The sequence below is a fragment of the Bacillus sp. EKM420B genome (genome assembly GCF_011065565.1).
In the GTDB taxonomy this organism is placed as follows: domain Bacteria; phylum Bacillota; class Bacilli; order Bacillales; family Bacillaceae; genus Bacillus; species Bacillus velezensis.
Genome location: NZ_JAAMNX010000002.1, coordinates 847,374 through 870,062, shown reverse-complemented (window position 1 = coordinate 870,062; position 22,689 = coordinate 847,374). Strand labels below are relative to the sequence as shown.

Genomic DNA, 22,689 nt, shown 5'->3' with positions numbered 1-22,689 from the left:
ATGATTTCTGCCCCTTTTACTTAAAAATTGGTGTGATGTAAGCTTCAATAATGGCAGCGGCGATCAGCAGACAAATAATAAGCAGCACCAATATTCCAATATGCCTGAACATTGAAGCCATTATCTTTTTTTCCTTAGAAAAACACAGCCTGATGACCAATTCAACGCCCTTAAAACCAATGGCGCCACTTAATAATAACGCAGGAACTTCAAATATACCATGAGGAATTAGCAGTAAAAAAATCTGATAAAAAGGAACCCCGCTATGCAGATTTTCTATAATAGAGCCGCTTAAAATAAACCCGTTGGTGAATAAATAAAAGATTGAGGTCAACCCAAAGGTAAAAAAACCCGCGGCTAAAAACAGACAAGCGATTGCATTGTTTTTCAGCAGTTCAACCGCGCCTGACGAGCCGTTGTAAGACGCTGATGAAACAAAGTGATCGGAAAAAAACGCAGCGATCACACCGCCTGAAAAAAACAGCAATGACGCGGTTAACGGAATGGCGGACGTTCTGATTGCCGGCAACATGCGGTTCATCATGTATAGATACGCTCAGCCAATTCTTCAATCTCTTCTAATGAATGCTCGGATGACTGATACTCCGCCGCAAAAATGCCTTCATGTATAATACCGATCGTATCGCACAGCGAATGGGCCAGCTCCAGCAGGTGAGTCGATAACAGGACCGTATTTCCCTGCTTGACGTACTCCTTTAATAACGTCCGTATCGTTTTACCGCTGATTAAATCAATGCCCGTCAGCGGCTCATCAAGAATTAATATCTTTGGCTGATGAATGAGCGCTGCCGCAATTGATAATTTTTGTTTCATTCCATGTGAATAAGTTTTAATCAGCTGATTTCCGTCTTGAGAAAGCTTCAGCGTCTCCAACATATTCTTTATATAATCATTTGTCCGCTGAGACGGCACTTGAAACATCTCCGCTGTAAAACGCAAATATTCGACTCCCGTTAAATAATCATACAAAAAGGCATGGTCGGGCACAAAACCGATATCAGCCGATATTTGCCCCCCCTCTTCTGAATCCAGTTCCTTGCCGTCAATCATGACGCGGCCTGAAGTCGGTTTAAGCAGGCCCGAAATGATTTTCAAAGTCGTTGTTTTCCCGACTCCATTAGTCCCCAGCAAAGCATAGATTGAGCCTTTTTTCACCTCAAACGAAATATCTTTCAATACCTGTTTTTCACTATAGTTTTTTTGTATATTCACTAATTTAATCATTGTTTGCAAACCTTTCCGCCATATTGATTCTGCGAAGAAACAGAAACATGACTCCATAGTTTAATAGTGTGAACAGGACAAAAATACCTGATGCAGAATGAATAAGCATCGTTTCAAGTTCCGGCTTTTTATAGATAAAATAGGACGTGATCGCAGCGATTTGAAGCGACACAATGAAAATGAAAGAACTGTATAAGTTGTTATACGTCTTTGCTTTCCCCGCTTCTCCAATTTCGTACAGATGCTCCCAGTTTTTCTTAGGATACAGGGCGGTGCTTGAAATCTGGACAAGACTGTATAAAAAACCCGAACATAAAAACACAATAAACAAGTAAATCGTCAGCGCCGCGGAAGACGGAAAAAACACCGTAATCAAAATGGTGATGATGAACGAATAGATAAGAGCGGCGAGATTATAAATACATACTTTCGGAAACACCAGCTGCCACGCATGTTTGATATTCCGGTGAAACAGATGCTGATTTTTTATTTCCCCGTCAACTGATAATACTGTTTTGAGCGCATCTCCGACGAGCTGATACGAAAAGTTCGCAATGATAACCGCCGCAGACACGATGGCAGCTGCCGAATACCCGATAAAGTGATGCGATAGAAGCGGAATACAAAAACCTAAAAACAGCATGAACAAATACAGCATACTGCCGAAGTTCCTGATAAAAAACCCGTCAATTCTCGATAAAAACAGCAGATCCTTTTGAAAAACGGCATGAAATATTTTGTTATTTCTATATAATTTCAGCTTTGGCGCAAAATCAGCGTTTGTCAAAAACATATAAGGAATAAGGTCCATTTTCTTCAGCGTGGCCGACCACAGTTTAAACATCCCCGCCGTTAAAAGGACGGCGGCCGCAAACACCGCAGCGAAAACGAGCACGGAATGTGAGCGGAATGCTAACCATACATACGGCGTATTCATGAGGATGTTCCGGAAAGCCGGTGACTCCGTAAAGCTTGAAATATCCTTTGCGGTATACTCCCCAAACACGAGAAGATAAACGGCATACCCGACTGCAAGCGGAACCAGCAGGCTGACGCTGAATAAAATGCCTTTCATGATTTTCAAGTAAAACAATTTGCTCCATATATTTGTAAGAAGATAAACAACATAAGAAAACAGCATAGATAAAAATAAATTGAGAAGAAAATAAACGAAGCCCAAGAAAAATACGATGATCGCCGCAGACCCGGTCATGCCTGCGCTTGATAAAAACAAAAAGACCGGAAAAACAAAAAGATACCATACGAAAATGGTTTTTTTGATCGCCTGGCCGGCAAAAACAGAAAACAGCTGTAAAAAACGCACCTTTTTTAATTGATGAATGACCTTGCGCGTATCCAGCAGAAAGGCATTGTGATGTTCTTTAAAGAAGCCGGCAGCCCAAAAAAGCTGCTCAAGTGAAACGGCGATTAAAACAAATTGCCCCCATGCGCTGAGGGGCAGCTGAATCAGTTTTGTCCCGAATACAACACCGCATCCCAGGAAAACGAGATATAAACATAACAGAGAAATAATAATGGCAGACAGCAGTTTGCTGTTGAGTTGAGGAATGCCCCAATCTTCCTTTCTTTTTCGAAACGATGACAGGGTATTATATTTGATAAGAGCCGCAATTTGTTTGACTATCATACTTTCAATCCTTACATATGTATTTGGGAGAGAGGCTCTTTTTGCAGCTTGTACAAAAAGAGCAATTATTTATTGATCGATTTTACCAAGCAGCTGCGTATTTTTTGCCGTATTTCTTAATCATTGTTTTTGCTGTTGCAACGATTGCATAAGAAATTGCGCCTGCGCCTGTAACGATACCGATGAGAGAAATGATAGAAGCAATTGTTGATGCCGCATCAATAATATCAATTGCTTTTTTAGCTGCTGCTGTAGAGATGCCCAGAGTCGAAGCTAATTCGGCATTGGCTGAGAATGCATGAGCCGCCGCTACGTTTAATTCAGTTCCCGTTAATAATAGTGCATAAACCAATGTTGCTGCAGCAAGAGCCGCGCCAAACAAAATGAAAGACTTTTTATTAGATTTTACTAAGTTCATCATAACATCTCCCTACTCTGTTTTTTTAATTTATAATAAAATTCAGCTTAATTGACTCTCTCCCGAGCTAAATTTTATCCGCCATAAAATAATTAAAGAAAATAGTAAAGAGTTTTAATAAAACAAAACATCCAGTCAAAATGATTCTCTTGCCTTTACTGAGATCGGTCAGTTTTCCTGCGGCAGCATAAAGAGCCGCAATTGATATGAGCAGAAATGGATCCAGCAGCTGCAGACTCAAGCTGGTGCCGCCGGCAGAATATATAAGCGAGGAATCAGCCGTTAAGTAGTTAACAACTGAAAGAATCAACATTTTAAATGCCGAGATTAAAGAAGTCAGCGTATATAGAAGCAAATATATTTTTTTCGGTTTTTTTGTACCGAGAATAAAAGCGGCAACGAATAACAGAAATCCGCCTATCAGAATTTCCACAAAAGTTGTGAAGATCATAAACCCTTGCAGAAATATGACAATCGTACGAACACTTTTCTCCCCGATATCGTAGGTACTTTCTCCGACGGAAGAATAATATGACTGCAGAACTTTATCTGAAATACTGAATTGGAAGAGTAATGAACAGATCAAAATGATGAAAAAAGAACTTAAAAATATTTTTTTATTGCTCAATTGACCTATCATATTATCATCCTTTTCTTACAAAATAAATTAACTATTCTATACTTTTACAATTTAGTTTATTCCTATCAAAAAATCAATATCCTTTCGAAAAATATGACTTTAGAACGTGTTGACTAAGAGCATATCTTTCAGATTTTTTAGTTCTATATACCCTTTATTTTTTCCCGAATTTGCAAATAGTACGATTTGAACCATTGATTTGAGGATTTTTGTGAAGGCCGTCACTCCTAAACCTATTGAAAATCTGCCCATTTCCTTTTATGACATATGTCTGAATTCATCACATTTTTTTATTGACTTAAAACATGGTTTAAGTCGTATCATCACCCAGTGACAAGGAAAGAATACTGTTGGAGGTCTTTCGAAGACATGTTGTTCAATTCGTGAAGCAGCAGCAAAGTGTAATATGACAGAATCAACGTTACGTTATTATGAAAACAAGGGACTGCTGCCGCTGATTGAACGTGATGAAGCCAGCCGGCGGTTATTTTCAGAAGATCAAATGCCGCTCCTTGAAATCGTGATTTGTTTAAAAAATACCCACATGACCATCAAAGGCTTTAAGCAATATATTGATTGGGTAATTGAAGGAGAGAGTCCTATTAAACTCCGGCTTGACATGATGAGGAGACACAAGCGGTCAGTACTGGATGAAATGTCGTCAATGACAAAGGCTTTAAAAGGGATTGAAATGAAAATTGCACGTTATATCAAAAGCTCTGTTCAAGAGACGTAAGTTTGTTGAAGTAAAAACAATCGGAAAAGAGGAGTTAATATGAAACTGACGGGAAATACAATACTGATTACAGGCGGAAATGCCGGAATAGGATTGGCTTTCGCAGAACGTTTTTTAAAAGCGGGAAATAAAGTCATCGTGACCGGACGGCGTGAGCACGCTCTTCAAAAAGCAAAGGAAACATTCCCGGCTCTTATTACCTATGTCAGTGATTTGAGTATTCCATCTGAACGTATATCACTGTTTGATTGGGTGAAAGAAAATTATCCGGAAGTGAATGTGTTAGTAAACAACGCGGGGATTCAACAACGTTTTCATGTGCTGAAAGCGGATGCGAAGGACAATTGGGACTATTTTAATAAAGAAATCACAACGAACATTGAAGCTCCCTTCCACCTGTCTATGCTGTTCGCTCCGTTTTTTGCCGGAAAAGAAGATGCGGCTGTCATTAACGTCTCTTCGGGATTGGCTTTTACACCGCTTGCCATTGCACCGATCTATTCAGCAACGAAAGCGGCGCTTCATTCATTTACAATGAGTCTGAGACATCAGCTTTCTGATTCATCTGTAGAAGTGATTGAAGTTGCGCCTCCGGCGGTGAATACAGATTTAGGCGGAGCAGGGCTGCATACTCAAGGAGAACCGCTGGATGAATTCGCTGATGGGATTTTTAAAGGACTGAAAGAGGGCAAACTAGAAATCGGATACGGTTCTTCAGCGGAACGGCTGCGCATGTCACGGGATAAAGCCGATGAACATACGGCAAATATGTACAATGCGATGAAACATACAATTGAATAACCTCTTTGAAAAAGCAAAACCCGCTTCTGTTGAGCGGGTTTTGCTTTTATTAAACAGAAACGCCTTTCTTAACAATGGTGCAAGCGCCATCGAAAAGAAAGACGTCCTATTTTTTCATCCTGAGAATGGCGGGCTGACCCTTAGCACTCTTCCGGCGTACCGGCGTTTTTGGCCGTGCGGAAAGAAGATCCGCAGCCGCAGGAAGCGATGGCATTCGGGTTGTCAATGGTGAAACCGCCGCCCATCATGGACTGTTTGAAGTCAATGATCGTGCCGGTCATAATATCAAGGCTTTCGCTGTCGACCAAAACGGTGATTCCGTGCTGTTCAAACATGCTGTCTTTTTCGCCTTTTTCGTGCTCAAATCCCATTCCGTAAGACAGGCCGCTGCAGCCGCCGCCTTTTACGCCCACACGGAGAAACGCGTTTTCTTCTTCATGCTCTTTCATCATATCTTTTATATGCAAAGCCGCTGCTTCAGTGATGGTTACTGGAACACTCATAGGTAGACCTCCTTTTTTAAAAACGGATGCTGATATCTATTATAAACCTTGAGAAGCGTATTTCTCAAACGAGCTGTTTACAAATAATAGACGCCGCTGCATACGGTTTCGGCGGGTCCCGTCATCAGCACGTGCCCGTTGTCCTGCCAATTAATCACAAGATCGCCCCCCGCTAAATGAACGGTGATATCCCGGTTTCGTTCGGAAACACCGTTCAATACGGATGCGACAGCCGCCGCACAGGCGCCCGTTCCGCAAGCCTGTGTAATGCCGGAGCCGCGTTCCCATACGCGGAAATGAAGTTCATCGGCGCTGACGGTTTCCACAAATTCGACATTGACGCCTTCCGGAAATCTCGGGTCTTTTTCAATGACGGGACCGAGCGTTGTAAGAGGCGCTTGATTGATATCCGCAACCGGAAAAACAATATGGGGGTTTCCCATTGATACGGCTGTTCCGGAAAGCTCCGTTTCTCCAAAAACAAAGGTTTCATCGATCGTCCGTTCATCTTCATTGCCGAGCATCGGCAGCTCTTTTTTGGTGAGGCGCGGTTCGCCCATATCGACGGCGACTTCACGCACAATCCCGTTTTCTTCCGTAATGTCTGCTTTCACAAGACCTGAAAGCGTCTCAATGAAAAAGGACGTTTCTTCTGTCAGCTTATGTTCGTATGCGTACTTTGCCACACAGCGAAGGCCGTTGCCGCAATTTTTCCCTTCTGAGCCGTCATTATTAAAAATCCGCATTTTGACCGGCGCTTTTTCAGACGGACAGATGAGGATCATTCCGTCAGAGCCGATGCCCGTGTGAATGCTGGACACTTTAATGGCAATCTCATCCAGCCGTTCTTCCGGCAGCTGTTCTTCAAATTGATTTACATATATATAACTGTTTCCAAGACCGTGCATCTTGGTAAAACGGAATGAATTCATATCGGCCTCCAACTTTTTTTCTTTTACTTAGTATAAAAGCTCTTCCCCTCGGACACAATACAAATATCCCCCGTTTTTCATACATAAAAGCTCCCTGCATATGCAGGGAGCTTTTATCGTTTACTAAATAAACATGCCGGCAATCGCCGCGCTGAGAAGGTTCGCGAGTGTTCCCGCAATAACCGCTCTTAATCCGAGGCGCGCAATGTCCGAACGGCGGCTTGGAGCCAAACCGCCCAGTGTGCCGAGCATAATCGCAATCGAAGAGAAGTTGGCAAATCCGCACAGCGCAAAGCTGATAATCGTAGACGTTTTTTTAGAAAAGTCCGCAATATGCGGACCGAAGTTTGAATAAGCGACAAACTCATTCAGCACAAGTTTCTGTCCGATATAGCTTCCCGCTCCGAGCGCTTCATGCCAAGGAACGCCGATTACAAATGCGATCGGTGAAAACACGTAACCGAGAATGGATTCTAATGTAATATGTTTGAAACCGAACCAGCCGCCGATTCCGCCGAGAATTCCGTTCACTACGGCGATGAGCGCGACAAACGCAAGCAGCATGGCGCCGACATTTAGAGCAATCTGAAGGCCCGTGGACGCGCCTTTTGCCGCTGCATCAATCACATTAGCGGCGCCTTCGCCTTCTTCGTCCATATTAAAATCGCCTTTTATCGTCTGCGTTTTTTCCGTTTCAGGTATTAACATTTTTCCGAACACGAGACCGGCGGGAGCCGCCATAAAGCTGGCCGCCAGCAAGTATTCAATCGGAATGCCTAACAGGGCGTAACCGAAAAGCGTCGAACCCGCTACAGCCGAAAGGCCGCTCGTCATAATCGTAAACAGCTCGGAACGGGTCAATCCCGCAATCAGCGGTTTAATGGCAAGCGGTGATTCAGACTGTCCGACAAAAATATTCGCAGCCGCCGCAAGCGATTCCGTTCTGCTTGTCCCAAGAAGTTTTGACAGTCCGCCTCCGATAACGCGAAAGATGAGCTGCATGATTTTCAAGTGATACAAAACGGCAATCAGCGCTGAGAAAAAGATAATGACCGGCAGAACGCTCAGCGCGAAAGCCGGGCTGCTGCCCACTTTTAACAGCGGGCCAAAAATAAAGCTGATGCCTTCGTTCGCATAATCAATGAGAAGCTGCACACGGCTTGAGAACCATAAAAATACGGCCCGGCCGGCGTCCCACTTTAATACGATGAATCCGAAGGCCATTTGTAAACATAAACCGACAATGACGGTTCGCAGGTTAATTTTGCTTTTCTTCTCTGATAACAAAAAAGCAATGGCTAATATAGCAACTGCCCCGAGCAGCCCCCAAACGATATTCAATGAATCCACCTCTAAAATTTTATTTAAAAAAAGTCTTTATTAAGATAACAATATTTATTTTTGCTGTCTACAAATTTTTTATTTTGCCAAAACCCGGGGCGCAATAAAAAAGAGACCCCGTTCGGAGCCTCTGATTAAAACATCGGATTTTCTTCTATGAATGTATATATGTTGTCAACCAACTCAGCAGGCGTGCCCCCCGTGACCACTTCGCCGTTAACCAGGGCGAACAGGGACTCCATGCATTTTCCGCAGTAGCTTAAACAGCCGTACTCAAGCACGTCCAAGTTCGGATCCTTCTCTAAGATCTCAAGTGCTTCCTGGGAACCGCGCGCTAAATTGCTGACACAGAATTCAATCATCGGATTCATGCGGTTTCACCTCACATATGTACCTTATCCTAACGGAATTTCCTCTATTCGTCAAAGATCCGGTTTCACGCTCAACGTTATCGTAACATATTAATTCAGGTTAAAGGTTTTACTATTACGTGTTTTCTGGTCAATTTGTAGGTTATTTTAAAACTATTATTGTGGTTTTAGATCAAATTCGATATAATTCTAGATGTTATTTTACATAGTTCGTTATTTTGTAACAACATTGACTACCATATTTTTCGGGCAAAAGGGGAATCATTATGAAAAAATTGGTCTTGATCGGCGGGGGTTACGGAAACATGAGGGTGCTGCACCGCTTACTGCCGAACCAGCTTCCGTCAGATATATCCATCACGCTGATTGACAGAAACCCGTATCACTGCTTAAAAACAGAATATTATGCGCTCGCAGCCGGCACGATTTCTGATCATCATATCAGGGTGTCTTTTCCTGAGCATCCGAATCTGGATGTTCAATACGGTGAGGTGGCTTCCGTCGACACGAAAAACAAACAGGTTCTGTTTCATGACCGCGAACCGATTTCTTACGATGACGCGGTGATCGGACTGGGCTGCGAGGATAAGTATCATAACGTGCCCGGCGCGCCGGAACATACTTACAGCATTCAGACCATTGATCAGTCACGCGAAGCCTATCAAAAGCTGAACAACCTCGGCGCCAATGCATCTGTCGCTATCGTCGGAGCGGGATTAAGCGGCGTGGAGCTTGCCAGTGAATTAAGAGAGAGCCGTGACGATCTGAAGATTATGTTATTTGACCGGGGCGACCTGATTTTATCAAGCTTTCCGAAAAGACTCAGCAAGTACGTTCAGAAATGGTTTGAAGAACACGGCGTCACCATTATCAATAATGCGAATATTACAAAAGTGGAGGACGGCATCGTTTATAATCATGATGAAGGAATATCGGCCGATGCCATCGTGTGGACGGCGGGAATTCAGCCGAATAAAGCCGTCAGAGAACTGGACGCTGAGAAAGACCCGCAAGGCCGCATCGTTTTAACACCGCATCACAACCTTCCGGGCGATGAGCATGTTTACGTCGTCGGTGATTGCGCGAGCCTGCCGCATGCACCGAGCGCCCAGCTGGCTGAAGCACAGGCGGAACAAATTGTGCAGATCCTCCTGAAACGCTGGAACAATGAAGAGCTGCCGGAAACAATGCCGCAATTTAAGCTGAAAGGCGTCCTCGGTTCACTCGGAAAAAAAGCGGGCTTCGGTCTTGTCAACGACCGTCCGCTCATCGGGCGTGTGCCCCGTTTATTAAAATCAGGCCTTTTATGGATGTACAAGCATCATAACGGCTGATAAGAAAAAAGCCGCTGATTGCGATCAGCGGCCATTTTTAAGAGCCCGCCACATAGCCGCGCTTTTCCATTTCTTCATATATATCTTTTAAATGCGGATTCCCTTCCCCCACAATGACATCCTCCACCAGCACGAGCGGATAGAAAAATTCATCGTTTCTGATGCGCTCCGCAAGCTCTTCTGTCTCCTTTTGCTGAGGCGGTGCGTCAATATCAATATACCGCATGTTAAAAGGCTGCTCCGGGTATTTCCGTTTCAGCGCCGCCTCCAGCCATTCAAACGTATCTTTGGCGCTCGGCATATTCACGCAGCTTGCGCAAAGCGTTTCAGCGCCGTAAACACTGAGCGTAACCGGCTTTGTCATGTATATCATCCCCTTTACACCAGTATACAAAGGACGGGGCAGCTTTTGTATAAAAAACGGTTTTTATGTTCAAGTTTAAATATGCTATAATGGAGAAAGCAGCTTTGCAAACCAAACATTAGATTTTTACCGTTACTGTGAATATAATGGTTTTATGTATATGAAAGGAGCGAATCTCATGACTGAGGTTGAAATGAAAGAGCAAGTACAGGAAGTATTGGATAAATTACGTCCGTTTCTGCTTCGTGACGGCGGTGACTGTGAGCTTGTTGATGTAGACGAAGGCATTGTAAAGCTTCGCCTCCTTGGCGCATGCGGCAGCTGCCCAAGTTCAACGATTACGCTGAAAGCCGGAATTGAACGCGCCCTTCTTGAAGAAGTACCGGGTGTCGTTGAAGTAGAACAAGTATTTTAATCATAAAACCAGGCTGCATGACAGCCTGGTTTTTTTATTTTTACAAATAGTCATCAAACCATGAACAAATATAACGGATGCGTTTCATCCGCTGTTCGGGATGGCCGCTCCTCGACAGCTCATGCGTAGCTTTCGGAAATCGGATGAACGACGTCGTTTTGTTCAGTTTCTTCAACGCGGTAAAGAGCTGCTCCGCCTGCTCTATCGGACAGCGGTCATCGCGCTCACCGTGCAGGATCAAAAGCGGCGTCGAAATGCGGGATGCATATTTTACAGGAGAACGATCCCACAGCTTATCCGCTTCCTCAAACAAATCATGTCCGAGCTGCCAGTCGGTAAAAAAGAAGCCGATATCGCTGACACCGTGGAAGCTGAACCAATTTGAAATGGAGCGCTGCGTGACGGCTGCTTTAAAACGGCCTGTCTGTCCGACAATCCAATTCGTCATAAACCCTCCGTAGCTTCCGCCCGTCACACCGAGACGGCCGCTGTCAATAAACGGATACGCCTGAACGGCTTCATCCACCGCCTGCATGACATCACGGTAATCTCCGCCTCCGTAATCACCCCTGACACGATTGACAAAATCCTGCCCGTAGCCGTGGCTTCCTCTCGGGTTGACATACACGACAGCATATCCTTGTGCGGCCAGCACTTGGAATTCGTGAAAATACGTATGGCCGTACATCATGTGAGGCCCGCCGTGTATGTATAGAATGAGGGGATATGTTTGACCCTCTTCAAAAACGGCGGGCTTTAAAAACCAGCCGTTTACCGTCAGCCCGTCCTTTGTTTCATATTGCAGCTTTTCCGGCACGGATATGATACTCTCCTCTATAAACCGATCATTGTCAAATGTCAATTGCCTCTCTTCCCCATTTTCAAGTGAAATGCTGTAAAGTTCGGAAGGCTGTGCGGGTTTGGCAATGACAGCGATACAGCTTTTCTGATCGGGATGAAAAGCAAAACCGTTCACGTACTCTTCTTCTAATCGGATCGGATATACGAGGCCGTCAATCGAGATATAATAAATACCGGTGCTTCCCTGCTCGCTCCCGAGAACGTAAAAACCCTGCCTGTCGTTTGCCCATACCGGCCGGGGCGTCACTCCTCCTATGATTGAATCCGCAATCAGCGCATCGCTCAAATGAACATCCAGCATATCGGTCAGGCAGGACAGCCGCTCAGTTTTCACGTCGTACAGCCACGCTTTCTCTAAAGTCGCATTGCGAAATTCATTCTCATGGCCCAGCATCGCGATATAAGAACCGTCCGGTGAAAACACGCAGGAACCGAAAGAACCGCGGTGCGGCGTAATCTGTTTCAGGCTTCCGTCCGCCAGATTCATCAGATAGACATCGCTCGGCTTTCCGGCGTCACCCGGCTCGCATAAATTGGCGGTAAACGCAAGCTGCCTGCCATCCGGTGAAAAGGCCGCGCCATAATGATCCGCTTCATGATCCGTCAGCTGCTGAATCTCAACCGTTTCAAGATGAATCAGCACAAGCTGGGCCCAGCTTCCGTTCAGCAGGCCTTTCCCGTCACGTTTATATGTTAATGACTGAATCTCAACCGGCTCATACTCGTCATGCTTCTTTTTTTCTTTCTCCTCGGCGCGCTCCGCTGATGTCAGACTGACAGACACAAGCACGGATCTGCCGTCGGGCGCCCATATCGGATCTGATACGCCCCAAGGAATATCGGCCGCCTGTTCCGCCTCTCCGCCGGCAGCGTCGATGATGTACAGCTGAGGGATGCCGTCCTCCCTGTCAGAAACAAAGGCGAGGCGCCGTCCGTCAGGCGACCACCGCGGACTTGTATTTTTATCGTCCCCGAAAGTCCACGGGTTTGAGATGCCGGATTCTGTGTCATATACCATAATGGCTGAGGAATAGGAATCCCGCTTATGATTGACTGTTGTCCGGACGTAAGCGGCTCTTCTGCCGTCAGGGGCATATTGCGGGTCTGTCACGGATACGAGAGACGCAATGTCCTCCTCGGTTATGAGTTTTTTCAAATCGTTTCTCCTCCTTTTCTTTTTTATTTCGCTTCCCTAAATAAAAATCCTTCTCCAGAAAAAGAAAGCGTCCTTCTCTGATGGGAAGAACGCTTTTTTATGATTATACACTTTTCACCTGTTCTAAAGGATTCCGTTCAATTACGCTTCCTTCTGACGGGACGGTAAGCGCCGCAATCTCACAGTGAGGGAAATGCTCAGAAAGCTGCTTTCTCAGCTCTTCTCCCTTTCCTTTTTCAATCAGGACAAGAATCGTCGGTCCCGCTCCGCTCAGCGCCGTTCCGTAAGCGCCTTTCATTTCGGCCGCATGTTCCACCTTTGAAAGCTCAGGAACAAGCATGGCGCGGTACGGCTGATGGAGGATGTCTTTTCTCATCATTTTCCCGGCGAGCGCCCAGTCATTTGACATGATCGCAGCAACGAGAAGGTTGCTGACGGCGCTTGCTTTAACGGCGCGTCGGTACGGCAGCTCTTTCGGGAGCACGTCTCTTGCGTCCCTGGTCAGAACTTCGTAAAACGGAATCACTGCCACAACGTCGATATCCGCTTCGGCAACACGCACGATATGTGTTTCATCTTCTTCGTGAAGGCCGATCACAAGCCCTCCTGCAAGGGAAGCAGCGGCATTATCAGGGTGTCCCTCTTCAAGACTGGCTAAGTGCAGCTTGTCGCTTTCCGACAGCTGCAGGCCGCATAACTCATCCGCAAGCTCAATGGCGGCGACGATAGCGGCCGCGCTGCTTCCGAGCCCCCGCGCAAGGGGGATGTCACTCCATACTTTGACATGGGCGGGCGGCAGCTCTTTCTGATAGCGGTCAGCCGTCCGTTTGGCGACTTGGTAGATGAGGTTGTCCGTTCCTTGAGGGATGCCCGCGACAGTTTCGGTTTCCGCCGAGAACTGCCATTCATCGTTTCGGAAAACCGAAAGCTTCAAATATCTGCTGAGCGCCATCCCGATGGAATCAAACCCAGGCCCTAAGTTGGCGGTGCTTCCCGGAACCGTAATGGAAAACAGCATCTCCGCCTCATTCATACACGCGCCGCTCCATTTAAGTATTCCAGAATACTGTCCTCATCTGTCGGCAGCGTGATCGGTTTTATGTCAGATACGTCCACAGCCGTGTTCGGATCTTTCAGGCCGTTTCCGGTCAAGACTGCGACAACCTTGCTTCCTTTTGGAATTTCACCGGATTTCACCTGTTTTAAAACACCGGCGATGGATGCACAGGAGCCCGGCTCGGCAAATACGCCTTCTTCACGGGCAATCAGCTGATAAGCGTGAAGGATTTCTCCATCTGTGACTTCATCAATTTTTCCGGCTGACTCTTCCGCTGCAAGCACAGCTTTGTCCCAGCTGGCAGGGTTCCCGATCCGGATTGCCGTCGCAACGGTTTCTGGATTTTTAATGACCTCGCCGCGGACGATGGCCGCAGAACCTTCCGCCTCAAAACCGCGCATCTTCGGAAGTCCGGTGCCGTTTTTCTCATGATATTCTTTGAATCCTTTCCAGTAGGCCGTGATATTCCCGGCGTTTCCTACCGGGATCGCCAGAATGTCCGGCGCTCCGCCGAGCTGTTCGCATACTTCAAAGGCCGCTGTTTTTTGCCCTTCAATCCGGTAAGGGTTTACTGAATTCACTAATGCAATCGGTGATTTTTCACAAATCGACCGGACGATGGCCAGCGCGTCGTCAAAGTTTCCGTCAATCGCGATGATTTCCGCACCGTACATGACGGCTTGCGCAAGCTTTCCGAAGGCGATTTTCCCGTCCGGGATGATGACGATGCATTTCATGCCTGCTCTCGCCGCGTATGCCGCAGCCGCCGCGGATGTGTTGCCTGTTGAGGCGCACATGATGGTATCATTGCCTTCTTCTTTCGCTTTGGCGACCGCCATGACCATGCCGCGGTCTTTAAAAGATCCCGTCGGATTAACACCCTCTGTTTTTACATGCAGTTCAATTCCGAGCTTTTCAGAAAGCTTCGGGAGGTGAATCAGCGGCGTGTTGCCTTCATGCAATGTCAGGGCCGGCGTCCGATCCGTCACCGGCAGAAATTCTTTATATTGATGGATGAGTCCTTTCCACATTAGCTCCAACCGTTCCCTTCTACACGATATGTGCTTTTTACTTCTTGTACAACTTCGAGGTCATTTAAGTTTTGCAGAATGTCACTGAAATCTTCTTCCGATGTATGATGCGTGACGATCACGATTTCCGCGAGATCGTCATGGCCTTTGATCGGCAGCTGCAGAATTTTTTCAAAGCTGACGCCGCGCTCTGAGAAGGCTGATGTGATTTTTGAAAAAGAGCCGACCTGGTCTTTGACATGAATTCTTAAAAACTGCTGGGCGTAGATATCAGACGGCTGCTTCAGATTTCTTTCAAACTGCGGGGCGACAAAGCTGTTTCCGTTTACGCCGAGACGCATGTTTTTCATGACCGCGACCAGATCGGAAACGACTGATGTCGCAGTCGGCATGCTTCCGGCTCCGGGGCCGTAAAACATCGTTTCGCCTACGGCTTCTCCGTACACGTAAACGGCATTAAACTCGTTATGCACGGCAGAGAGCGGATGATGATCCGGGAGCAGTGTCGGCTGAACGCTGACTTCGATTTTATTGTCATCACGCTGGGCGATGCCGATCAGCTTCATCGTATAGCCGAGCCGTTTGCTGAAGCTGATGTCTTCATCCGTAATCCGGGAAATTCCTTTTACCTTGACATCGTCCAGATCGACGTTCATAGAGAAGCCGAGACGGGCTAAAATCGCCATCTTGCGCGCGGCATCGAGTCCTTCTACATCGGCGGTCGGATCCGCTTCCGCGAATCCGAGATCCTGCGCTTCCTTCAGCACTTCTTCATACGGGCTTTTTTCTTTAATCATTTTCGTTAAGATGAAGTTCGTCGTTCCGTTGACGATTCCCATCATTTTTGTGATCCGGTCAGAGGAAAGGCCTTCTTCGAGCGTGCGTAAAATCGGGATTCCGCCGGCGACACTCGCTTCATAATACAAGTCACAGCCATTTTCCTTTGCGGCGGCTAAAAGCTCTGACCCATATACGGCGATCAGATCTTTATTTGCGGTCACAACATGTTTTTTCGCTTTCAAGGCATCAAGAAGATATTGCTTCGTCTGTTCGACACCGCCGATGACTTCAATAATCACGTCGACCTCAGGGTCATCGATTACATCATAGACTTCTGTCGTCAGCACTTCTTTCGGCAGGTCTGCGTCTCGTTTTTTATCAATATCTTTAACCAGCACTTTTTTGATCGTCACCGGACAGCCGACCTGGTGCATAAGCTTATCCTGATGATCTTGTATAATTTTGACGACTCCGCTTCCCACGGTTCCCAGTCCTAACAGTCCAATACGAATCGCTTCCAAAGAGAAACTCCACCTTTCTTCCTTTTGTCCACTAGAAAAGGACAATTGTTAACCCTTCACAGACATTTAAGTTACAAATATTATATAAGCCCGCATTTGTTTTGACAAGCGGGTGAATATTGTTTCTGCGGCTATGAAAACGCTTAACACACTGATATGACAAGATTCCCTATTTTCTAAATATTTTTACGTCATATTTTCTTACGAACTGATTCCTTTTCCTAGCCACGCCACAGGCGGGACAAAAACCTGCGCCGCTCTGACATTCAGCATGTCGTGACATGTCTGCAAAAACTGTTCATAGCGGGTGCAGTCTGCAAGAATGTAGTCAAGCTGCTCTTCGTAAAACTGTTTTTCAGAATCATGAGAAATGTAATAGCTCTCCACCGTCTCAAAGAAATGAAGCGGAAACAGCAGGCGGCTGTAAAACAGGCGCTTGGAAAAGGAGGATAACGGCGTAACTTGCTCATATTCCTGCAAAAACAAAAACCCTTCGTTAAGCAAGTCGTCACGATGATACAAATATGTGCTGCGCATATATTCCGCAATATCACGGGCGGCATGGTCGAATACCCAATCGCCCGGGATGCGGATCAATGATTCCTCCGACCAGGTATCCCGTTCCATCCGCTGATGGCAGATTGTCCCCGAGTCTTCTGCGCCGGGATTGTCATCCAGCTCCGTATCCACTAAATATTGAATCGCATTTTCCGCTAAGCCTGAATAATAAGGAAATGCTTCGATCATTTTCTTTTCGAACGGTTCGAGCGGAGACATATGAATTTTCTGCATCCAGAATGATTCCAGCTGATCCACCCGTTTTCCCCATAAGTCCTTCCATTGGCCGATCCTGCCCGCTTCTTTCACTTCGTACGGAAAACCCCGCCCTTTTCTGTGAAATTCGGCAAGCTCCCCTCCGACAGAAAACGACCGGTTTGCGACGGGGATCGGCGCTTTTAAGAGCGCATACGTTTTGCCTTCGTCCTCAAAGGTCAGTTCTCCTTCCTTCGTAAAGATAAACACTGAAACGTATGGGTCACTTTGTTCTTGTAAATACTGACTCATGTAGTAAAGCTCCGTCAGCTCTGATTGCGAAAATCCGGAAACGGGAATAATAAGAAAGAAGGAATTAGGCGTCTGGAAGCATTGGTATTTCTGATAAACGGAAAGCTGTCTGACGTGGATGCCGTACTTTTCTTTAATGATGCTTTTCATCATAATCACCTGCCTGAAAAATTAGAGCTATTCACATCGTAGTCATACGCCGGCGGAATTATGAATACATATTGTAATCCTTTGAATCAAGTGGAGAAACATCGTACACATCGGAAGGGTGTTGTATAAACTAGTAAAAAAAGATTGGGTGAAGCAAATGTCAGAAAAGGAACAACTGAATCAGGTGGAAGCTGTCGCCAGAGCGCGTTTAAAAGAACGGGGGGTTGAGACGGACGATATTGCCGAGCTGGTGTATTTCCTTCAGAAAAAATATCATCCTGATTTGACGATGGAAGTATGCAGGCTCAATGTGGACCGTGTCATCGCAAAACGCGAGGTGCAAAACGCCATTTTAACGGGAATAGAATTAGATGTGCTCGCCGAACAAAAAAAGCTGTCTGAACCGCTTCAGACCATTCTGGCGATTGATGAAAGCCTGTATGGGGTTGACGAGGTACTCGCCTTCTCTATCGTGAATATATACGGCTCAATCGGCTTTACGAATTACGGCTACATTGACAAAGAAAAACCCGGCATTCTCGGGCGGTTAAATGATAAATCTACGGGCGAATGCCATACGTTTCTTGATGATATCGTCGGCGCAATCGCAGCAGCGGCTTCAAGCCGGCTTGCCCACAGCGCCAGAAATACAGAATAAGGACGGCCGTCATGGCCGTCCCTTTTTTTATAGATGTTCAATCCATTCGGTTAAAGAGTCAATCGCATATGTCGGCTTCCGATCGTAATCTGCCATATGCTCACGCTTTGTCACTCCGGTATGAACCAGCAGCGTATCCATGCCCGCATTGATGCCGGCCATAATATCCGTTGCATAGTTATCGCCGACCATGAGTGTTTCGGAAATATCCGTTCCGAGCACACGCATCGCCTGTTCCATAATAATCGATTCAGGCTTGCCGATAAAGACAGGCTCAACGCCCGTTGACACCGTCAAAACGGATGTGAGCGAACCGTTCCCTGGTAAAAGCCCTCTTTCAGTCGGAATGGCGACGTCGCCGTTTGTTGAAATGAACCGGGCGCCGTTTCTGATCGCAAGGCATCCCGTTGCCAACTTTTCATATGTAATGCCGCGGTCGATTCCCACAACGACAAAGTCCGCGTTTTCTTCTCCGAAGCTCAGCCCATTTTCTTCAATGGCCTGACGGATGCCTTCTTCGCCGATCACATACACCGACGCGTCTTTTTTCTGCTGGGCGATATGCTGCGCAGTCGCCATGCTCGTCGTGAAGACCTGCTCTTCAGATGCCGGAATGTCAAACCTCATCAGCTTGTCCGCCACCTGCTTCGGCGTCCGGGAAGAATTGTTCGTCACGAATAAATACGGAATGCCGCGCGCTTTAAGCGTTCTCACGAATTCACACGCTTCTTCGATTTTTTCCGTCCCGTTGTACATTGTGCCGTCCAAATCTATCAAATATCCTTTATAATCCTTCATACTCAACACTCCTGTGGATTTTCTCACTCGTTGTTATTTAAATGCGGAAACAGGCCCTAATTCTGTTTCCAGGTAGGTTCTTACACGGGCCGGAAAGGCTTTCAGCACGTCCCTGTTTGACGTGATCAGCGTAAACAGCTCCTGATGATCGGCTTGCTGATATTCCTGAACAAGCCGCTTTCTGGAAGAGATCAATTGCTTCAGCTTATTCGCTTCATCCTCAGCTACCACCTTTTCATCCGTCAGAATATCCATGATGTCGTCATAACTCCCCGGATCGCGCATGATAAAGCCGTCAATCATATCATTTCCGACATCGAGAATGCATTCGATCATAAGATGGCTGATCCGCTCAAGCGCCCTTTTTTCGATTTCGCTCTGCCATGCAGGCGTGCTGTCAAACAGCGCCAGCTGGGTCTCAAAAAAACGGAGTGTTTGTTCGATATTATTTCTGTCAACAAAATACACGTGACAGCATCCCCTTCTGCATCAATTATTTTCTGATTCGTTTTAAAACAAAATACGCGCAGCCGAAATTGCAGTATTCGTAAATGTATTCGTCCAATGTGCTGATTTTCGTTTCAAAGGTTGCTTTTTGATTCTGGTCATCAAAGAAGCCTTTGAGCCGCAGCTGACTGTATCCCCAGTCTCCCACAATGTAATCATATTTATTTAATATGTCCGAATAGCGGGCTTTGAACGCTTCTTCATTAAAGCCGTTTTTAAAATCGTGTACGAGTTCAAACTCGGCATTTTGAATAAGAATCATGTCTTCACCTCTTTTATCACTCTTTACTATCATAATTCATTGACTTCTGTCCATCAATTGCAAAATGAGACGGTTCTGACGGACGGAAAAATTTTTCCCTTTTATATCCAGTGTAGCGGTTCTGACGATCCTTATTCAAGAATGACTTTTTCCCTGCACAGACGGCTCCATCACAAAAAACCCAAAACCTGCGGCGTTTTGGGTTTTTTCGGCTTATCTTATGCTTGGGCCTGGCGTTTTTTAGACGCTTCGTTCACTTGTTCATCCGCATGGTAGGAAGAACGGACAAGCGGGCCTGCTTCACAGTGGCTGAAGCCTTTTTGCATCGCGATTTCTTTCAGTTCGGCAAATTCGTCCGGATGATAATATTTTTGGACTTTTAAATGTTTTTTCGACGGCTGCAGGTATTGGCCGATCGCCATGATGTCGACATTGTTCGCAAGCAGGTCGTCCATCACTTCAATAATTTCTTCCTTCGTTTCGCCGAGACCGATCATAATGCTTGATTTCGTCGGGATGTCAGGCTGCATTTCTTTCGCACGGCGCAAGAATTCCAAAGAACGGTCATATGTTGCACGGGCGCGGACTCTCGGTGTCAGGCGGCGCACGGTTTCAATGTTGTGGTTCAGAATATCAGGACGGGTATCCATTAATGTTTTCAGGTTGTCGTAATTTCCGCCCATATCGGATGGCAGCACTTCAATTGTCGTGAACGGGCTTTTTCTGCGGATCGCCCGGACCGTTTCCGCAAAGACGCCTGCTCCGCCGTCTTTCTGATCATCACGCGCCACGGCCGTGATGACGGCGTGTTTTAAGTTCATCAGCGCGACGGAATCAGCTACGCGTTCCGGTTCCTGCAGATCCAGCTCAGTCGGCAGACCCGTTTTGACAGCGCAGAAGCGGCATGCTCTCGTACAGACGGAACCGAGAATCATGAACGTCGCCGTACGTCTGACAGCCCAGCATTCATGGATGTTCGGGCATTTTGCTTCTTCACATACGGTATGCAGATTATTTTCACGCATTAATTTTTTCAGACCCGTATAGTTTTCATTCGTGTTCAGCTTTATTTTGAGCCATTCCGGCTTTCTCAGATGCTCGTCTTTCTTTGCCATTTCCCCATCATCTCCATTATCCCTTTATTCATGTTCGTGTGCGAAAAATTTCTATTTCACGATGGATATAAAACTTGCAGATTTCTATTCAATAGTCACTTTAACATAGGAAAAATTTCTCGACAAGGGAAGAGAATTACTTACATTTTCTCGGATTGTTGCCGCAAACTATTTGTATTAATCCTGAAAGGAGATCATGTTGTGAAAGTTCTGTTATCTGCTCTTCTCCTTTTATCATTTTTCTGTCCGGCTGCAAGCGGGAAAGAACAATCGGCTCCTGTTTACGGTGAACGGATGCAGTTGTACCGCAAAGCCGAAGCAGTCACGCAGATTCCTTGGTATGTGCTTGCGGCGGTTGATCAATATGAAGAAAATGTCCGCTCGAACCGAAAGGATCTGCCGGAAAAAGCGGGAATCATCAGCATTTATATTCCGGATCATTTGTGGAGCGGGCCTGAAAATCCAAATCCTAAGGACGAGGCGCCCCTCAGCATTAAAGTATTTGACGGGATCGGCCTGGACGGCGACGGCGACGGAAAAGCCGAGGTCAGCAATGATGAGGATATTCTTTATACATTTGCACAGTATTTAGCGGGATTCGGAACGGATCTTGACCATATCCGCATCGGCCTCTGGAATTATTACCGCCGTGATCAGACGGTCGGCATTATCACCGAATTCATGACATTGTTTAAAACGTTCGGCCGCCTTGATCTCGGAGAGCACGCTTTTCCGCTTCCCGTGAAGACGGATTACAGCTACCGCAGCACATGGGGCGCCGCGCGGGGTTTCGGCGGGCGCCGGATTCACGAAGGAACGGATCTGTTCGCCCATTACGGGCTCCCCGTCAGATCGACCTGCTACGGTATTGTTGAAATGAAGGGCTGGAACCGTTTCGGCGGCTGGAGAATCGGCATCAGGGATATCAATAACACGTATCACTACTTCGCTCACCTGAACGGTTTTGCAAAAGGTGTGCATAAAGGCCAGATCGTCAAACCCGGAGAGGTGATCGGCTCTGTCGGCAGTTCCGGATACGGACCGCCTGGCACCGCGGGAAAATTTCCGCCGCATCTTCACTACGGGATGTATAAAGATAACGGCAGATCGGAATGGTCTTTTGACCCGTATCCCCATTTAAGGGCATGGGAGCGAAAAGAAATCCGCAGGAAAAAGTAAACACACAGCCGCCAGGAAAGATTGCGGCTGTGTGTTTTTATTTATCTTTCTTCTGTTTTTCATTCGGCAGCTGAATGGAAGGCGTCACACCTGATCCGCCGCTTCCGTTATAAAACTGCGGCACCTCTCCTTGAATCGCTTTAATGGAGACCGGTATATTATTTGTCACGACTGATGTTTTACTGGCAAACGGGATAATAACCTTTACCTTAATTTCCACAAAAATACTGATATCGATCAGGGCATTGTTAATGCCGTACGGCTTTATTTTTGTTTTCACATCAGTTAACGCATCACCGATCAGGTTAAAGCGCACGGGGATTTTCGGCCCCAGATTTCCGAGAATGCTGTTTCCCGTGACCTGCCCTAAAGGGATGTTAATCATAATTTCATCGGCAGTTTTCGCGCCTTTCTCCGTTTCATGCTGCTTATTGTTCGACTCCGCTTCCTTCAAATGAGCCTGAAGCTGCTTTGTCACTTTCGCCTTCATGCTGTTGACCATTTGTGTATTAAAATCCATCGTTGTGACTTTTCCGTTTTCATCCGTTTTCATATCGACCATATCTTTCACATTGTCGCTGTGAGACATGTATTCTTCAATGGATTCCGTAATGACTTCTGTCGCCACCCGTTTGGTTTCCATTTCTCCGATGTTCATCAGCACCGGTTTGATTGAGGAGTTGATCATCCAGAGGCTGATGACCGTCGATATGATAAAAAAAGCAAACGACAGAAGAAGCACATATCGAAAAGGCAAAGGCCCTCTCTTGCGAAGAGCGCTCCGGTATCTAGGCAAGAAAA

The 22,689-nt window shown here is 46.3% G+C and carries 26 protein-coding genes; 6 read left to right on the top strand and 20 right to left on the bottom strand.

Annotated elements, in window-relative coordinates; translation table 11 throughout:
- Window positions 1-16: 16 nt before the first annotated feature.
- The 5 genes from G9F48_RS09415 to G9F48_RS09395 form a co-directional block, all read right to left on the bottom strand.
- A complete protein-coding gene (locus G9F48_RS09415) occupies window positions 17-544 on the bottom strand; it encodes a stage II sporulation protein M (protein ID WP_146284138.1) in 528 nt (175 codons plus the stop codon).
- Window positions 541-1,245: an ABC transporter ATP-binding protein gene (locus G9F48_RS09410; protein WP_109567377.1), complete on the bottom strand. Its 705-nt coding sequence runs from the start codon at window positions 1,243-1,245 to the stop codon at window positions 541-543. The genes G9F48_RS09415 and G9F48_RS09410 overlap by 4 nt, the downstream gene beginning before the upstream one ends.
- Window positions 1,238-2,893, bottom strand: a complete 1,656-nt coding sequence (locus G9F48_RS09405) for a hypothetical protein (protein WP_031378396.1) — start codon at window positions 2,891-2,893, stop codon at window positions 1,238-1,240. Before G9F48_RS09405 ends, G9F48_RS09410 begins: the two co-directional genes overlap by 8 nt.
- Before the next feature lie 82 nt (window positions 2,894-2,975).
- Entirely contained in the window at window positions 2,976-3,311 is a 336-nt protein-coding gene (locus G9F48_RS09400) for an uberolysin/carnocyclin family circular bacteriocin (RefSeq protein WP_003151973.1), read from the bottom strand.
- Window positions 3,312-3,378: 67 nt separating this feature from the next.
- Window positions 3,379-3,951 (bottom strand): hypothetical protein, encoded by a 573-nt coding sequence (locus G9F48_RS09395; protein ID WP_146275425.1) that lies wholly within the window; start codon window positions 3,949-3,951, stop codon window positions 3,379-3,381.
- Window positions 3,952-4,330: 379 nt separating this feature from the next.
- Between G9F48_RS09395 and G9F48_RS09390 the strand changes: the two genes are divergently transcribed.
- Window positions 4,331-4,687 (top strand): MerR family transcriptional regulator, encoded by a 357-nt coding sequence (locus G9F48_RS09390; RefSeq protein ID WP_274596864.1) that lies wholly within the window; start codon window positions 4,331-4,333, stop codon window positions 4,685-4,687.
- Window positions 4,688-4,726: 39 nt separating this feature from the next.
- A complete protein-coding gene (locus tag G9F48_RS09385; RefSeq protein WP_109567171.1) occupies window positions 4,727-5,488 on the top strand; it encodes an SDR family oxidoreductase in 762 nt (253 codons plus the stop codon).
- A 140-nt stretch (window positions 5,489-5,628) separates the two neighbouring features.
- Here the strand turns inward: G9F48_RS09385 and G9F48_RS09380 are convergent, their stop codons facing one another.
- The 4 genes from G9F48_RS09380 to G9F48_RS09365 form a co-directional block, all read right to left on the bottom strand.
- The gene (locus G9F48_RS09380; RefSeq protein ID WP_003151967.1) at window positions 5,629-5,991 is read right to left on the bottom strand and encodes a HesB/IscA family protein; all 363 of its coding nucleotides are present in this window, start codon (window positions 5,989-5,991) and stop codon (window positions 5,629-5,631) included.
- A 77-nt stretch (window positions 5,992-6,068) separates the two neighbouring features.
- Window positions 6,069-6,923: a diaminopimelate epimerase gene (gene dapF / locus G9F48_RS09375; protein ID WP_109567172.1), complete on the bottom strand. Its 855-nt coding sequence runs from the start codon at window positions 6,921-6,923 to the stop codon at window positions 6,069-6,071.
- A 123-nt stretch (window positions 6,924-7,046) separates the two neighbouring features.
- Window positions 7,047-8,264 (bottom strand): NupC/NupG family nucleoside CNT transporter, encoded by a 1,218-nt coding sequence (locus G9F48_RS09370; RefSeq protein WP_024085753.1) that lies wholly within the window; start codon window positions 8,262-8,264, stop codon window positions 7,047-7,049.
- A 134-nt stretch (window positions 8,265-8,398) separates the two neighbouring features.
- The gene (locus tag G9F48_RS09365; protein ID WP_007408721.1) at window positions 8,399-8,635 is read right to left on the bottom strand and encodes a YuzB family protein; all 237 of its coding nucleotides are present in this window, start codon (window positions 8,633-8,635) and stop codon (window positions 8,399-8,401) included.
- A 266-nt stretch (window positions 8,636-8,901) separates the two neighbouring features.
- Here G9F48_RS09365 and G9F48_RS09360 point away from each other — a divergent pair, with 266 nt between their 5' ends.
- Entirely contained in the window at window positions 8,902-9,969 is a 1,068-nt protein-coding gene (locus G9F48_RS09360; protein WP_109567173.1) for an NAD(P)/FAD-dependent oxidoreductase, read from the top strand.
- A gap of 37 nt (window positions 9,970-10,006) precedes the next feature.
- Here the strand turns inward: G9F48_RS09360 and G9F48_RS09355 are convergent, their stop codons facing one another.
- Window positions 10,007-10,333 (bottom strand): YuzD family protein, encoded by a 327-nt coding sequence (locus G9F48_RS09355; protein WP_017419453.1) that lies wholly within the window; start codon window positions 10,331-10,333, stop codon window positions 10,007-10,009.
- Window positions 10,334-10,412: 79 nt separating this feature from the next.
- On the opposite strand from G9F48_RS09355, the gene G9F48_RS09350 reads away from it, so the two are divergent.
- Window positions 10,413-10,748 (top strand): NifU family protein, encoded by a 336-nt coding sequence (locus G9F48_RS09350; protein ID WP_169510385.1) that lies wholly within the window; start codon window positions 10,413-10,415, stop codon window positions 10,746-10,748.
- Between the two features lie 40 nt (window positions 10,749-10,788).
- On the opposite strand, the gene G9F48_RS09345 is transcribed toward G9F48_RS09350, so the two are convergent.
- The 5 genes from G9F48_RS09345 to yutH form a co-directional block, all read right to left on the bottom strand.
- Entirely contained in the window at window positions 10,789-12,765 is a 1,977-nt protein-coding gene (locus G9F48_RS09345; RefSeq protein WP_165409392.1) for a S9 family peptidase, read from the bottom strand.
- Window positions 12,766-12,868: 103 nt separating this feature from the next.
- A complete protein-coding gene (thrB, locus tag G9F48_RS09340; RefSeq protein ID WP_003151940.1) occupies window positions 12,869-13,798 on the bottom strand; it encodes a homoserine kinase in 930 nt (309 codons plus the stop codon).
- Window positions 13,795-14,853 (bottom strand): threonine synthase, encoded by a 1,059-nt coding sequence (gene thrC / locus G9F48_RS09335; RefSeq protein WP_156735854.1) that lies wholly within the window; start codon window positions 14,851-14,853, stop codon window positions 13,795-13,797. The genes thrB and thrC overlap by 4 nt, the downstream gene beginning before the upstream one ends.
- Window positions 14,853-16,154, bottom strand: a complete 1,302-nt coding sequence (locus tag G9F48_RS09330; RefSeq protein WP_003151938.1) for a homoserine dehydrogenase — start codon at window positions 16,152-16,154, stop codon at window positions 14,853-14,855. Before G9F48_RS09330 ends, thrC begins: the two co-directional genes overlap by 1 nt.
- Window positions 16,155-16,355: 201 nt before the next feature.
- The gene (gene yutH / locus G9F48_RS09325) at window positions 16,356-17,372 is read right to left on the bottom strand and encodes a spore coat putative kinase YutH (protein ID WP_156735736.1); all 1,017 of its coding nucleotides are present in this window, start codon (window positions 17,370-17,372) and stop codon (window positions 16,356-16,358) included.
- 154 nt (window positions 17,373-17,526) lie between these two features.
- On the opposite strand from yutH, the gene G9F48_RS09320 reads away from it, so the two are divergent.
- Window positions 17,527-18,027, top strand: a complete 501-nt coding sequence (locus G9F48_RS09320; RefSeq protein ID WP_003151934.1) for a phosphatidylglycerophosphatase A family protein — start codon at window positions 17,527-17,529, stop codon at window positions 18,025-18,027.
- Between the two features lie 27 nt (window positions 18,028-18,054).
- On the opposite strand, the gene G9F48_RS09315 is transcribed toward G9F48_RS09320, so the two are convergent.
- The 4 genes from G9F48_RS09315 to lipA form a co-directional block, all read right to left on the bottom strand.
- A complete protein-coding gene (locus G9F48_RS09315; protein ID WP_165409391.1) occupies window positions 18,055-18,825 on the bottom strand; it encodes a TIGR01457 family HAD-type hydrolase in 771 nt (256 codons plus the stop codon).
- A gap of 33 nt (window positions 18,826-18,858) precedes the next feature.
- Window positions 18,859-19,293 (bottom strand): DUF86 domain-containing protein, encoded by a 435-nt coding sequence (locus G9F48_RS09310; protein WP_003151930.1) that lies wholly within the window; start codon window positions 19,291-19,293, stop codon window positions 18,859-18,861.
- A 25-nt stretch (window positions 19,294-19,318) separates the two neighbouring features.
- Complete coding sequence (locus G9F48_RS09305) at window positions 19,319-19,594, bottom strand: YutD family protein (protein ID WP_003151928.1); 276 nt, start codon at window positions 19,592-19,594, stop codon at window positions 19,319-19,321.
- A 218-nt stretch (window positions 19,595-19,812) separates the two neighbouring features.
- Window positions 19,813-20,709, bottom strand: a complete 897-nt coding sequence (gene lipA / locus G9F48_RS09300; protein ID WP_003151923.1) for a lipoyl synthase — start codon at window positions 20,707-20,709, stop codon at window positions 19,813-19,815.
- Between the two features lie 201 nt (window positions 20,710-20,910).
- On the opposite strand from lipA, the gene lytH reads away from it, so the two are divergent.
- Window positions 20,911-21,888 (top strand): L-Ala--D-Glu endopeptidase, encoded by a 978-nt coding sequence (lytH, locus tag G9F48_RS09295; protein ID WP_003151918.1) that lies wholly within the window; start codon window positions 20,911-20,913, stop codon window positions 21,886-21,888.
- A 37-nt stretch (window positions 21,889-21,925) separates the two neighbouring features.
- On the opposite strand, the gene yunB is transcribed toward lytH, so the two are convergent.
- Entirely contained in the window at window positions 21,926-22,684 is a 759-nt protein-coding gene (gene yunB, locus G9F48_RS09290; RefSeq protein ID WP_039253993.1) for a sporulation protein YunB, read from the bottom strand.
- Between the last annotated feature and the right edge of the window lie 5 nt (window positions 22,685-22,689).